We start from the raw sequence: 12,846 nt of genomic DNA, 5'->3' as shown, positions 1-12,846 counted from the left end.
GATAAAGACATTTCCGTAGGAGACAGGTTCATCTCTGAAAGTGGGGCCGTTTTAAAGGTTAGAGAGGTAAAAGAGAACTACTCAATAGCCCTGCCAACTCTGGGTAACCCAACGGTGGGAGAGACTGTTCAGAAATTGACCTTTAACAGAGTGGCTTTTATAAACTTTGCAGGAAAAAAGGGAGAAGAGCTCTACAAAAAACTTTCAAAAGAGATTAAAAGCCTGAAATTAGCTCCTTACAGTGAAGGGGAAAAGCTTAAAAAGGCATTTCATCTGAGATATCCCAGCGACTTTAAGAGGAAAGTTCCCATTGACAAACTTACAGGCTACGATGCATACATGGTTGTGTCAAGAGAGGGGGTTGCACTTTACGATACAACTAAACACCTGCTCAGGTTCTTCCCGTGGGAAGGGGCTCCCCAGAGCTCCATTGCTGTAGCTATGGAGACAAACTATAAAGAGGTTTACAACTTTAAAGGCCACGCAACCAGCTTATTTGTGGCTGATCTCCTTCAAAATCGTGGTGATGAAATAGTTGTAAGTGAGGAAAACAGAATAGACATATTTAAACCTACAGTTTACGGAGTAAAACTGGTCAAAAAATTTAAAAACCCATTCAGAGGTTCTTACCTTTTCCACATCTGTCCGGTTGATCTAAACAGAGATGGAAAGGTGGAAATAGTTACTGACGGTTTCTACCAGGATACAAAGAGCGTTTCATCGGGAGTATTCAGGGTTGAAAATGGTAAGCTGACAAAAGTAGCAACATCAAACCTCATCCTCTCCTGCTTTGATACAGATGGAGATGGAATAAACGATTCAATATTTGGTCAGACAGTAAGCGATGAAAGTGACAAATTCTTCGGCAAAAAGGTATACAGAATAGAACTTAAGGGAAAAAAACTAGCTAAAGAAGGAGAAATCAAAGTTCCCAAAGGCTTTCAGGTAACAAGTGCCCAGATGTTTAAGAGTAACGGAAAGGAACTCTTTGCCTATTACGACCTTGACTACTTCTTTAACGTTTCAGACGGTAAAAAAGTCCTCTGGCGCTCACCTATCCAGATTGGAGCATCTCCCAACGCAATCTACTGGTACAACGAAGACATGCTGGTCAGCTACTACATAACGCCAAAGCCCAAACCGGTAGATATTGACGGAGACGGAAACCAGGAGGTTCTTTTCTCTCAGAACAAAAATGCAGTTCCAGGAATACTCAGAAACATCTACACATTTGACGGTGGAAGAATCCTGCTCCTCTACAGAAGCGGAAGCGGTTTTGACTGGGAAGAGGCTACATCTCCCATATACAACTTAGGTGGTATCGAAGAATTTGACTACCTGCCTGAACAGGACCTGTTTACAGCAATATTCACAAAGGTAAACATACTGACAAATCCAAAGTCCAAACTCCTGTTCATAAAACCGAAAATTTAGAGGCTATGGTGGAAAAAGCCGTTGAAAAAGTTAAAGAAATTACGAAAGAGGAGAGCTTTGATGTTGCCATAGTTGGCGGCTCTGGAATTGATATAGGAAAAGCAGAGGTTGAAATACCCTACTCAGAGATACCGGAAATGCCTCAAACTGCAGTTCCCGGACATAAAGGAGTTTTAAAGTTTTTCAGAGCAGGAAGCAAAAAGGTTCTCTTCTTTGAAGGAAGGTTTCACTACTACGAAGGAAGGGAAGATTGGGAAATAAGGTTCATACCTGAGCTCTCTGCCAATTTAGGAGTAAAGGTCTTCATACCGACCTGTGCATCGGGAGCTGTTTCAAGACGGGCAGTAGAGTCTGAAATTGGAGTTATTTACGACCATATAAACCTTACAGGAAGGAACCCTCTAACAGGTCTTATAAAAGAATACGGAAGTAGGGTTTTCGTAAACGGTAAGAAGTTTTACGACCGCCGGTTGGTTGAAACATTCTTAAAAGCAGGTCTTGAGGAAAACGTTAAAACCGTACCTACAGTTCTTGCAGCCACTCTGGGCCCAAACTACGAGACTTTTTCTGAAGTGAGAATGCTTGAAATTTTAGGAGTAGACTGCGTGAGTATGTCAACAGTTCCAGATGTTATAGCTGCAAACTTCTACGGGATGAAAGTTGTAGCACTTACTCTATTTACAAACGACACCCTACAGCCTGAAGCAGACCACAAAGAGGTTCTGAAAATCTCTCAGGAGAGGGGAGAAAAACTCAGACGGGTTTTAAAAGCCGGAATTTCTCTGATATAATGAATCACCATTCGGGGAAAGGAGGAGGGATATGGGATACAACCTGAACTCTGACCTCAACCCGTCTGAGGACGCAGTTCTCTACGAAGATAGAGACCACAGAGTCATCTATTTAGGAAGTAAGGGGAGCTCCTCGGGAAGCGTTGACGTCCTCTCCTACCTGATAGTGAACGGAAACGAGGGGATAATTGTTGACCCTGGGGGCTACCATCTTTTTCCCAAAATGGTGTACAACATTTCAAAGTACATTAAGCTAAAAGACATAAAGTACATCTACTTCTGCCATCAGGATCCAGATGTTTGCGGTTCTCTCCCAATGTGGAAAGACGTATGCCCTCAGGCAAAGATTGTAATAGGGGAACTCTGGGTAAGATTTCTTCCACACTTTGGCGTTGAGAACATAGAAGAATCAGCTTACCCAATACCATCAGACGGTGGAACGATAAACTTAGGAAAGGCACCTATAGAGGTGATACCTGCCCACTACATGCACTCTCCGAACCACTTCAACCTGTACGATCCTATATCCAAATTCCTCTTTTCTGGAGACATTGGAATCGCCCTGGGAGAATTCAAGTACCTAATAGTCAAAGACTGGATAGAACACCTTGACTACATATATCCTCCTCACAGAATCCTTATGACCAGCAATAAAGTGACACGAACTTGGGCAGAGAGAATCAAAAACTTAGAAATTAAGGCTATCTTGCCGCAACACGGTGCAATAATTCCTGAAAGTTTTATCAGTTACTTCATCAAGTTTATGGAGAACCTGAAATGCGGAATAGACCTTGTGAAATAGATGATCTCTCTGGAGCTCTCTCTATTTTAGAAAGATGTTACCTATCTCAGAAGAAAACGGCAGAGACGTTAAACAGTTTGGCAGAAAACATCAGCAAAGTTTTTATAAAGAACAATACAGTTATAAAGGAAAACGTAACCGAGCTGACAGAGATTGCGGAGAATTTAAAAGAATTTATGAGCACATTTACGCCAATAGTTGAGGAACTTTCCCGAAACTCCAACGATATACTCAACCTCTCAAAGGAAATTGAGAGGATTAACGACAACTTATCTGAGATAGAGAAGATAGCTTCCGATACGGAACTTATAGCAATAAATGCCGCAATAGAAGCTGCAAGGGCCGGTGAAGCAGGAAGGGGCTTTGCCGTAGTTGCTAATGAAATAAAAGAGATGTCAAAGGAAACTTTCCGAATTCTGTGGGAAATAGAGAAATTGAGTAAAGAGATTGATAAAAAGATATCGGTTCTTAGAAAAACCGTTGAAACGGTTTCAGAACTTCAGAAAGCCTCGGCAGAACTTATAGAAGGAATGGATAAGTTAATCAAAATCTCTCAAACCCTCAGCGACATCTACAGAGAACAGGAGCAGGTATCAAACAGCGTAAAGGGACTCTCTGGAATATCAGAAAGCATAAACAGGATATTCAAGCTACTTGCAGAAGCGAAAAGTAAAGTAGCAAAGAGTCTCTCTTCCTACTTTTCAAATTAAACCAAGTTTTTCCATAGAGAGAAGCAGTTTTTCTCTACAGGAAGGGCAGAACTCCTCACTTTTGTAGTCGGTGTCGGCAAGGGAGTTGGAAAAGTGCATAACACACTTTGGGTTCAAGCAGTGGGAGAGGCCGAAAACGTGCCCCATTTCGTGAGTAACTTCTTTCCTAATTCTTGAGAAGAAAAGCTCCTCATCATCAGAAAAGAGCCTGGCGTAGGAGACTATGCATCCTTTAAAGGGATAGGCAACACCAAAAACAAAGTTGAGCCCGTTGGAGTAGAGGTCGTAAGGTGTAATGGAGAGAACGAAAAGGGCATCTTCTGGCTTTAAAGATAAGGTGTTTTCAAGCTGGAGCTCCGCAAGGAGCTGTGAACCTCTGGAACCCCTCGCATCTGGCGGGACAACCCCTTCAAACCGGGGAATAAGACGAAACTTCTCTTTAAGAACCTTCTCAGCCTCTTCCTCCACAGCTGGTAGGGATACCCCTACCGAGAAAATGGAGCAGATTGCCATCAGTTATCACCTTTCTCTTTTTCTCTTATAATCTCCTCTATCTCCTCAGGCGTAAAAAAGTACTCCTCTCCACAGAAGTTGCACTTAATAGAGACGCCACCATCCTCTTTCAGCTGCTTCAGTTCCTCAACCGGCATGGCAACCAATCCCCTCTCTGCCACCTCTTTTGAACATCGGCATCGGAAAGAGAGCTCCTTCAGGGCAAGGAGCTCCGTTGTAAACCCTTTGAAAATGAGCTCTGCTATATCTTCAGGCCTCTTCCCTTCCTTTATGAGGGAGCTTACAGGTGGAAGGGATTTAACGTTCTCCTCAAGCTTTGATATGGCGTTTTCTGAAGCACCAGGCAGCGGCTGGGCAAGGAATCCGCCAGCAGCCTCAACTTTCCCACTTTCACCCACAAGAACCCCAATGGCAACGGCAGAAGGTATCTGCTCCGACTTCAAAAGGTAGTATGCAATGTCCTGAGCTATTTCACCAGACACTATGGGAACGGAGCTCTCGTAAGGAGTTCCAAACCCCAGGTCCTTTACAACGGTTAAAGTCCCCTTTCCTACAGCCTTAGCTATGTCAAACTTCTTCCTGCCGTTCTCTTCCTTAACAAAGAGGGGAACATCCGGGTTTTGAACAAAGCCCCTTACTTCTCCTTTAGCGTTGGCCTCAGCAACAACGAGCCCTACGGGGCCGTCTCCCTCTATCCTCAGAAGAACTCTCTGGTCGGTTCCGTGTTTTAGAAGTGAAGTAAGGAGAATAGCTCCTGTTAAGGCTCTACCTAAAACGGCCGTTGCCATAGGCGAGAGTTTATGTCTGAGTCTTGCTATTTCGCACAGGTTTGTCGTTTTTACAACAAAAGCCCTTAAGGCATCCTCTCTGGTTATGGCTATTACGCCGTAATCCCTATCCTGGAAGTAGTTTTTAAGGTCTTCCTTAACTTCAGACGTAAGCTCTTTTACAACCTGCTCCCTTGCAGGTATCTGCCTAAAGTCTCTCTTTTCCTTTTTCTCCATCTCTTCCCTCCAACAGCTTAACAACTTCAAAAGGAACTTCGTTTCTGTTTTCAACCGTTAAATGTATGACTTTAAACTCTTTCCGGATACGGGCAACAAGAGGGTGAACGTCTTTTATGGGGATTGTTAAAAGGCAGGCAATATCCTCATCAATCAATCGGGAAACTACACGCTGAAAGGATTTTGAGAGGAGCTCCATCTTACCGACTTCGTCAACTACAACAATTTTCCCCTCATCAATAGCTTCAGAGACGAAAGGAACGGCAAACCTCTCAAACTGCTCAACGAGAACTCTGTACTTCCCAACTCTGAAGAGGGAATCTGCTTCAGTAGAGGCGAGGAGCTCCTCCTTCCCGTCCGTCCTTACAACCTTAAAACCCCACCTCTTCCCGTTTCTCCTTATCTCCTCAGTCCAGAATCCCTTAGCTTTATCGCCCAGAATTGAAACAGCCCTCTTAACGGCGGTGGTTTTCCCTATCCCCGGCCTGCCTGTAAGAGCTACCTTCACCTCTGCCTCACAACAGAGAGGGATTCAAGGTCAAGTATCATGTTATCGTAAGCTGCAATTACTTTAATTCCTGTTTCTTGGGAAATTGAGAGGGCGACCTCCCACGGCTTTGCAGAGAGCATCGTCCTTCCAAAGTGGGTCAGAACGGCAAGGTCTGGTTTCAACTCTCCGATAATAACTCTGGCATCTTCTGCAGATAGATGGTCAATCCTCGGGTTGGGCTTTAAAAGTGTTGTATTCAGAATTAGTAGATTTGAACCTTTATACGCGGAAAGGAGCTCCTCAAAAAATTTGGTATCTGAAATATAGCTGTAAACAGTCCCTTTCCACTTAAAGATAAGACCGTAGGTTTCAACTCCGTGAAGGTGTCTTATGGGAAAAGAAACGGAAAGGTCGGCAAGGAACTCCCTCTCCATTCCTTCCTTAACGATCTCTGTCTTCTCTATATTCTTCCTCGTATACTCAAGGACAACAGGATCTTCTGCTATACAGTCTGAAGGGCACAGCAGTAAACCCCTTTTCTTCTTACCTCCAAGGGTCATAGACTCTAAAACGTGATTTACATCTGCACAGTGGTCTAAGTGGCGGTGAGAGAGAATAACAACATCTGTCCAGTGGGGCTCTATTCCCTTTCTGTGGGCATGAACGAAGGCTCCAGGGCCAGGATCAACGTGGACGTTCAAAGAGGGAAATCCGAAGTAGAGTCCGCCGGCCTGCCTCTCAAATCCAAAGGCCACATAACGGGCACCTGCTGTTCCAAGGAATACAAGCTTCCCCTTCAGGGTTTCTCTGTTTAACTTCAAGTCGGGCAGATACCCCTCCTGCTCTTCCTGATAAAATCAACCATTTCAAGGACTTCAGAAACGTCACTAAACTCCTCTTCAACTCTACCGAGGGAGACGAGAAGTGGTTCATCGGTCTTAAAAATCATCTCAAAGGCGGTAGTTAAAGCTCTTATCGTCTCCCTGCTGAAACCACGTCTTTTAAGGCCAATGATGTTAATTCCTTCAAGCTTTGCCCTGTTTCCCTGAGCGACAGAAAAAGGAGGAACGTCCCTGTGGACAGCAGAGGCACCGCCAACCATTGCATGTTTTCCTATTCGAACGAACTGATGAATGCCTGTTAAACCGCCTATAACCGCAAACTCCCCTATCTCAACGTGCCCTGCAATCTGAACGGCGTTTGCAACTATAACGTTATTCTCTATTCTGACATCGTGAGCAACGTGAACGTAGGCCATAAGGAGAACGTTATCTCCAACGTAAGTTACGCCTCCACCTCCCTCAGTCCCCTTGTGTATCGTTACGTATTCACGGACTCTAACACCGTTACCTATTACAACTTCTGTATCTTCACCTTTAAACTTCAAATCCTGTGGAACAACTCCAATGTGGGAAGCAAATATTTCACAGTTCTCACCTATTGTCGTCCTTCCTTCAATAACGGCTCCCTTTCTTATAACCGTTCCCTTTCCAACTTTTACCCTACTTCCCACATAGGCAAAGGGCTCTACAATAACTCCATCGTCTAACTCAGCACCTTTTTCAACAACAGCCAACGGGTGGATATTTACCATTACTTCCTCGTTATCATCGCCATTATTTCAGCATCGCAAACAAGATCTTCTCCAACAAAGGCTTCTCCCTTCATCTTTGACATTCTGCTCTTTATGACTTTCGGCTCAAGGACGAACTTTACAGTATCTCCAGGCCTTACAGGTTTCCTGAAACGGGCTTTGTCAATTCCCATAAAGTAAACAACGTACTCTTCGGGGGAGATGTCAAAGGACTTGAACATGAGAATACAGCCTACCTGAGCCATTGCCTCTATAAGGAGAGCTCCCGGGAAAATGGGGTGGCCGGGAAAGTGGCCCTGGAAGAAAGGCTCGTTCATTGTAACGTTCTTTATCCCCACTATCCTCTTCTTCGGCTCAAACTCTACAATTTTGTCAACTAAGAGAAAGGGATACCTGTGGGGAATAATCTTCATTATCTCAACAATATCCATCACCTCAAAAGCCTCCTTAAAGCCGTTTTAAGAGAACAACAGCCTGTGCAGAAATTCCCTCTTCCCTACCTTCAAAACCCAACTTCTCGGTTGTGGTAGCCTTAACAGAAACTTGAGAAGGAAGTATACCAAGAACTGACGAAATGTTCTTTTTCATCTGTTCAATAAAAGGAGAAAGCTTTGGCCTCTGGGCAACTACAACGGAATCAACGTTAACAACGGTATAGCTGTTTTCTCTGACAAGTTCTGACACGTAGGATAGAAGTTTGAGACTTGAGATCCCTTTAAACTGGGGATCTGTATCGGGAAAATGCCGGCCTATATCTCCAAGGGAGAGAGCTCCCAAAAGGGCATCGCAGATAGCGTGAACGAGAACGTCTGCATCTGAATGGCCTTTAAGACCTTTATCGTGGGGGATTTTGACGCCACCAATAATCAGGTCGTAGCCTGGTACAAGGGCATGAACGTCATATCCTATCCCCACCCTGAACATTCAGGCAAGACGGCTCCTTATCAGTTTCTCAATCTCTTCCCTGATAACTTTTTCCGCTATTTCAGGGACAACTTCCCAGGCAATTTCTCTTATTATCTCCTCTACCTTCTCCTCCGGAACGGTGATTCCAGATACCTCTTCAGCTTTACGTTTAACCTCTTCTTTAGCTTCAGCAACAACAGGCTCTGGAGCAGGTGTGGGGAGCTCCTCTTCGGTAGATTCTGTCTTCTCCTCAACAGACTCTACAGGCACTTTTTCCTCTTCCTCTTCTTCAACCTCAACGGGAACAACAGGCACTTTCTCTTCCAACTCACTTTCTACAGGAATAACAGGGAGTTCCGGTTGTGTTGACTCCAACTCGTGGGTTTCCGGTTCAAGGTTAACAACTTCAAATTCCCCTTCCTGAGGAACAGTAAGTTCAAAGTGTTCTTTTAGCTCAGGAGCTTTCTTCTTAAGCTCTCTTAACAGGTCTAAGAACTCCTCAACTGTAAAGGGTTTCTCAAGGGCTCCGTAAGCCCCCATAGAGAGGGCCTTTTCTCTATCAAAACCTTCAGCCTTATAGCCTATAAGGATAACCGGAATACCAAGCCTAATAAGATCTGGAATAACATCGTAGCCCGTTCCGTTAGAGATGGAAACATCAACAACGGCCACGTCGGGTTTCTCTAAAGAAGCGACGTTCAACGCTTCCTTTGGAGTATAGGCATGAAGAACATCCACCCCCCTTAGGGAAAGGACTATCTCAAACAGTTTGTGCCACGTTTTCTTATCATCTACGTAGAGAAGCTTCATCCCTCACCTCTTCCAGTTTTTTCCTTACATCTTCAAGTAGAACAACTATCTCTTTAGAGTTGAGAGCCTGATCATCTAACTCTCTGACCAGTGAAGCTATCTCCTCATTTTTGAAAGAATCGGCCAGAGCTGTAAGTTCGCCTTTCAAAAGGAGAGCGTTGAGGCGTTTTGAAAGAGCGATTGCAGAGTCAAGGGAGGTAATAACAGATTCAATCGCAGACAGATCAATGTTAGGAGAAGGAGATTCTTGCGTTTGACTCTCTCTATTTCTGGAGAGTAGCGTTTCAACATCGTTTCTCAGAATGAGAAGGCTATCTTTTACCTGGGTAAGCAGTGATTCGTCAATTTTTGGCAACCTAAACTCTACTTCCTGCAAAAGCTTTTCAGCCCTATCCAGAGCCGATATTGAGTCTTCCGAAAGGTCAAGCTTGTGGAGGGAACTCTTTAACCTCTCAATTTCTGAAAGAAGGTCATCAACGTCCCTCCTTATCTCCTCAATCCTTTCAGACTGGAGCTTCTTTAGTTTTTCTTTCAGTTCATCAACTAAAAGGGTTATCCTGTCTGAAATCCCCTCTACCCTCTCTTTGACTTCAGTTAAATCAGGTTGGGGTTGTTCCCCACCTGAAAGGAATTTTGATATTAGAATGCCAGCAACAATACCTATGGCAGAAAAGGTTACAGCAACAATTAAAGTAACTGCCCCTAAATCCATCTCCAGAATCCTCATTTTTTTAGTTCTAAGCTAAGTATATCGTAAATTTTACCTATAGGAAGTCCCATTACGTTGAAGAAATCTCCTTCTATCCTCTCAACAAAGAGAGCTCCTTTTCCCTGAATGCCGTAAGCTCCAGCCTTATCAAGGGGTTCACCTGTTGATACATACCACTCTATCTCTTCTCTGGTAAGCCGTTTAAACTTCACCCTGCTTTCCTCAAAAGAGGAAACAACTTTTCCTTCAATCAGAAGAGAAAATCCGGTAATTACTGTGTGCCATGTCCCAGAGAGCCTCTTTAAAAATTCAACTGCCTCTTCCTCAGATTTCGGTTTTCCAAGGACTTCATCTCCTAAAACAACGACCGTATCTGCAGCAAGGCCCACTTCTTCCGGTTCAATAAGATCTTTAGCAGAAAGGAGCTTTGACTCAGCATTTTTCACTGCCGTTTCATACGGAGATGAGTACTCTCTTTCCTTAGCCTCAATTTTTACAACCCTAAAGGAAAATCCTGTCATCTGGAGAATCTCCCTCCTTCGGGGGGAAGATGAGACGAGGGCAATCTTAACTCTTTCTGGCCTTACCATCTATAACCCCCAGAGCTTTAAGCATCTCCTTAGCCGCTTCCTGTTCAGCTGCTTTCTTTGACCTGCCGGTTCCAACGGTTCTAAGGTCTTTAACCCTACACTCAACGGTAAAGGTTTTCTCGTGTTCAGGCCCTTCAGAGCTTATGAGGGTATAAGTGGGAAGTTCTCTAAACTCCCTCTGCGTAACTTCCTGAAGGTAGCTCTTAAAATCTTTATAGGTAATAGCGTTCTCTAAAATTTCCCAGAGCTTATCTAAAAATTTCCTTTTAAATACCTCTTTTGCCTTTTCAAAACCGGCGTCTAAGTAGAGAGCTCCAAAAACCGCCTCAAAGACATCGCAGAGGAGAGAGGATTTCCTGCTACCTCCGCTCCTCTTTTCTCCTCTGCCAAGGTAGATAAACTTCCCTAAATCAACGGTTTTTGCAAGCTCTGAAAGTGAGGGCTCGCTGACAAGGAAGGCCCTAATCTGGGAGAGCTCCCCCTCTGTTTTATCGGGAAACCGTTTAACCAGCTCCTCACTGACTATGAGGCCTATAACGGCATCACCCAAGAACTCCAAAACCTCGTAGTTCTCCCCCGTCTCCTTCTCAAAGGCAAAGGAGCGGTGGATGAGAGCTCTCTTCAGCAGTCCCTTGTCCTTAAACGAGTAGCCAAGCCTTCTCTCAAGCTCAACTATCTTCTCACTCCCTATCAATCCTCATACCTCTTCAGAACAAGGCAGGCGTTTGTTCCACCGAATCCAAAGGAGTTTTTAAGAACGTACTTAACGTCTGCCTTAACTGCCCTGTTAGGTGTATAGTCAAGGTCACACTCAGGGTCAGGCTCCTCATAGTTTATAGTCGGTGGAATAACCCCTGTTTGAAGAGTCATAACAGAGGAGACGACTTCAACTCCTCCGGCAGCTCCAAGGAGGTGGCCAATCATTGACTTTATGCTGCTTATCTTAACTCTGTAGGCGTGCTCTCCAAAAACCTTCTTTATGGCCATGGTCTCAAAAAGATCGTTGAACTTCGTAGAGGTTCCATGGGCGTTTATGTAGTCAATATCTTCCGGCTTTATACCTGCGTCTTTTATGGCGTTCTCCATTGCCCTTGCAGCCCCTTCGCCTTCCGGAGCTGGAGCAGTCATATGGTAGGCATCTCCGCTTGTTCCATAGCCTACAATCTCGGCAAGTATCCTTGCTCCTCTCCTCTTTGCGTGCTCAAGCTCCTCAAGAACAACAACTCCAGCACCCTCCCCCATTACAAAGCCGTCTCTGTTCTTCTCAAAAGGCCTGCTGGCCTTCTCAGGCTCGTCGTTGCGTGTGGAGAGGGCTTTGGCTGCAGCGAAACCGGCAACTGCTAAGGGAGTAATACAGCTTTCAGCTCCACCTGCAACCATAACGTCGGCATCGCCGTACTGAATCGTTCTGTAAGCCTCTCCTATCGCGTGGGTTCCCGTTGCGCAGGCTGTAACAACAGAGATGTTAGGCCCTTTATACCCAAACCTTATAGAAACTAGGCCTGAAGCCATGTTTATTATCTCCATGGGAACACAGAACGGAGAAACTCTCCTGGGACCTTTTTCCCACAGTATTTTCAGCTGTTGCTCTATCGTTGAAAGACCACCAATTCCTGAACCTATGAGAACCCCAACTCTCGTTTTATCTACGTCTGACTCTTCCAAACCTGAACTCTTGACAGCCTGAACTGCAGCTCCAACTGCAAACTGGATAAAAGGGTCTGTTCTCCTTACCTCTTTCCTGTCAAAGTACTCTAAAGGGTCAAAGTCTTTCACCTCTCCGGCTATCTGAACCGGGAAACCTTCAGGGTCAAACTTTGTAATCCTGCCTATTCCCGACTTTCCAGCTGTAAGGTTTTCCCAGAACTTCTCAAGAGAGCTCCCAACAGGTGAAACAACCCCCAACCCCGTAATGACAACTCTTCTTCCCATTTCTCTACTCCTTCTTTAGAACTTTATAAGTGAGAATACAGGATAGCCTCTCTCCTCTATCTTCTTCCTTCCACCAAGGAAGGTCAGCTCTAAGAGGAAGTCAACGCTGATTATGTTTCCACCGAGCTTTTCAACAAGGTCTATTGCTGCACTCATAGTTCCGCCCGTTGCGAGAACGTCGTCTATAAGAACAACTTTCATTCCTTCCTGTATCGCGTCCTCATGAACCTCTATCTTGTCCTCTCCATACTCAAGGGTGTAGGTCGCACTTATGGTTTTGTATGGAAGTTTTCCGGGCTTTCTGATTATGGCAAGGCCGGCACCTATCTTGTAGGCAAGGGCAGCTGCAAGTATGAATCCCCTTGACTCAATACCTGCAACTATCTCAACCCCAGCACCGATATACCTGTTCCCTATGTAGTCAATAACTTTCTGGAAAGCCCAGGGTTTGTGGAGAAGAGGAGTTATGTCTTTAAAGACTATTCCCGGCTTTGGGAAGTCTGGAACGTCTCTGATTAAAGATTTAAGTTCCTCTATCTCCTTATGGATGTTTAAGTCCGT

17 protein-coding genes are annotated in these 12,846 nt (G+C 44.7%); 4 read left to right on the top strand and 13 right to left on the bottom strand.

Annotated features, from left to right (window positions below):
* From F8H35_RS02770 to F8H35_RS02755, 4 genes are all read left to right on the top strand, one after another.
* The coding region (locus F8H35_RS02770; RefSeq protein WP_472572045.1) for a hypothetical protein at positions 1 to 1,434 on the top strand (1,434 nt) is incomplete at its 5' end.
* A gap of 5 nt (positions 1,435 to 1,439) precedes the next feature.
* Positions 1,440 to 2,225, top strand: coding sequence for a purine-nucleoside phosphorylase (locus F8H35_RS02765; protein ID WP_472572044.1), 786 nt, complete (start codon positions 1,440 to 1,442; stop codon positions 2,223 to 2,225).
* Between the two features lie 31 nt (positions 2,226 to 2,256).
* Positions 2,257 to 3,027 (top strand): oxygen-binding di-iron domain-containing protein, encoded by a 771-nt coding sequence (locus tag F8H35_RS02760; RefSeq protein ID WP_472572043.1) that lies wholly within the window; start codon positions 2,257 to 2,259, stop codon positions 3,025 to 3,027.
* Positions 3,003 to 3,737, top strand: a complete 735-nt coding sequence (locus F8H35_RS02755) for a methyl-accepting chemotaxis protein (protein WP_472572042.1) — start codon at positions 3,003 to 3,005, stop codon at positions 3,735 to 3,737. Before F8H35_RS02760 ends, F8H35_RS02755 begins: the two co-directional genes overlap by 25 nt.
* On the opposite strand, the gene F8H35_RS02750 is transcribed toward F8H35_RS02755, so the two are convergent.
* The 13 genes from F8H35_RS02750 to F8H35_RS02690 are packed head-to-tail and all read right to left on the bottom strand — an operon-like array spanning position 3,729 to position 12,822.
* Entirely contained in the window at positions 3,729 to 4,250 is a 522-nt protein-coding gene (locus tag F8H35_RS02750) for an archaemetzincin family Zn-dependent metalloprotease (RefSeq protein WP_472572041.1), read from the bottom strand. The two genes, F8H35_RS02755 and F8H35_RS02750, sit on opposite strands and share 9 nt — an antisense overlap.
* Complete coding sequence (gene hslO / locus F8H35_RS02745) at positions 4,250 to 5,254, bottom strand: Hsp33 family molecular chaperone HslO (RefSeq protein ID WP_472572040.1); 1,005 nt, start codon at positions 5,252 to 5,254, stop codon at positions 4,250 to 4,252. Before hslO ends, F8H35_RS02750 begins: the two co-directional genes overlap by 1 nt.
* Entirely contained in the window at positions 5,226 to 5,762 is a 537-nt protein-coding gene (locus tag F8H35_RS02740) for an NTPase (RefSeq protein WP_472572039.1), read from the bottom strand. The genes hslO and F8H35_RS02740 overlap by 29 nt, the downstream gene beginning before the upstream one ends.
* Complete coding sequence (locus tag F8H35_RS02735; protein WP_472572038.1) at positions 5,759 to 6,565, bottom strand: MBL fold metallo-hydrolase; 807 nt, start codon at positions 6,563 to 6,565, stop codon at positions 5,759 to 5,761. The genes F8H35_RS02740 and F8H35_RS02735 overlap by 4 nt, the downstream gene beginning before the upstream one ends.
* Positions 6,562 to 7,338 (bottom strand): acyl-ACP--UDP-N-acetylglucosamine O-acyltransferase, encoded by a 777-nt coding sequence (gene lpxA, locus F8H35_RS02730; RefSeq protein WP_472572037.1) that lies wholly within the window; start codon positions 7,336 to 7,338, stop codon positions 6,562 to 6,564. Before lpxA ends, F8H35_RS02735 begins: the two co-directional genes overlap by 4 nt.
* Positions 7,338 to 7,769 (bottom strand): 3-hydroxyacyl-ACP dehydratase FabZ, encoded by a 432-nt coding sequence (fabZ, locus tag F8H35_RS02725; protein WP_472572036.1) that lies wholly within the window; start codon positions 7,767 to 7,769, stop codon positions 7,338 to 7,340. The genes lpxA and fabZ overlap by 1 nt, the downstream gene beginning before the upstream one ends.
* Positions 7,770 to 7,785: 16 nt before the next feature.
* Positions 7,786 to 8,262, bottom strand: coding sequence for a 2-C-methyl-D-erythritol 2,4-cyclodiphosphate synthase (ispF, locus tag F8H35_RS02720; RefSeq protein WP_472572035.1), 477 nt, complete (start codon positions 8,260 to 8,262; stop codon positions 7,786 to 7,788).
* The gene (locus tag F8H35_RS02715) at positions 8,263 to 9,054 is read right to left on the bottom strand and encodes a response regulator (RefSeq protein WP_472572034.1); all 792 of its coding nucleotides are present in this window, start codon (positions 9,052 to 9,054) and stop codon (positions 8,263 to 8,265) included. It lies immediately after the preceding gene.
* Positions 9,032 to 9,781 carry a hypothetical protein gene (locus tag F8H35_RS02710; protein WP_472572033.1) on the bottom strand — a complete coding sequence of 250 codons (750 nt, stop codon included), beginning with the start codon at positions 9,779 to 9,781 and terminating at the stop codon, positions 9,032 to 9,034. Before F8H35_RS02710 ends, F8H35_RS02715 begins: the two co-directional genes overlap by 23 nt.
* Complete coding sequence (locus F8H35_RS02705; RefSeq protein WP_472572032.1) at positions 9,778 to 10,353, bottom strand: Maf family protein; 576 nt, start codon at positions 10,351 to 10,353, stop codon at positions 9,778 to 9,780. The genes F8H35_RS02710 and F8H35_RS02705 overlap by 4 nt, the downstream gene beginning before the upstream one ends.
* Positions 10,331 to 11,047: a ribonuclease III gene (rnc, locus tag F8H35_RS02700; RefSeq protein ID WP_472572031.1), complete on the bottom strand. Its 717-nt coding sequence runs from the start codon at positions 11,045 to 11,047 to the stop codon at positions 10,331 to 10,333. Before rnc ends, F8H35_RS02705 begins: the two co-directional genes overlap by 23 nt.
* Complete coding sequence (gene fabF, locus F8H35_RS02695; protein WP_472572030.1) at positions 11,044 to 12,285, bottom strand: beta-ketoacyl-ACP synthase II; 1,242 nt, start codon at positions 12,283 to 12,285, stop codon at positions 11,044 to 11,046. The genes rnc and fabF overlap by 4 nt, the downstream gene beginning before the upstream one ends.
* A 15-nt stretch (positions 12,286 to 12,300) precedes the next feature.
* Positions 12,301 to 12,822 (bottom strand): adenine phosphoribosyltransferase, encoded by a 522-nt coding sequence (locus F8H35_RS02690; RefSeq protein WP_472572048.1) that lies wholly within the window; start codon positions 12,820 to 12,822, stop codon positions 12,301 to 12,303.
* Between the last annotated feature and the right edge of the window lie 24 nt (positions 12,823 to 12,846).

This window comes from Thermovibrio sp., from assembly GCA_015488335.1.
Taxonomy (GTDB): Bacteria; Aquificota; Aquificia; order Desulfurobacteriales; family Desulfurobacteriaceae; genus Balnearium.
This window is presented reverse-complemented; position numbering and strand designations above follow the sequence as displayed.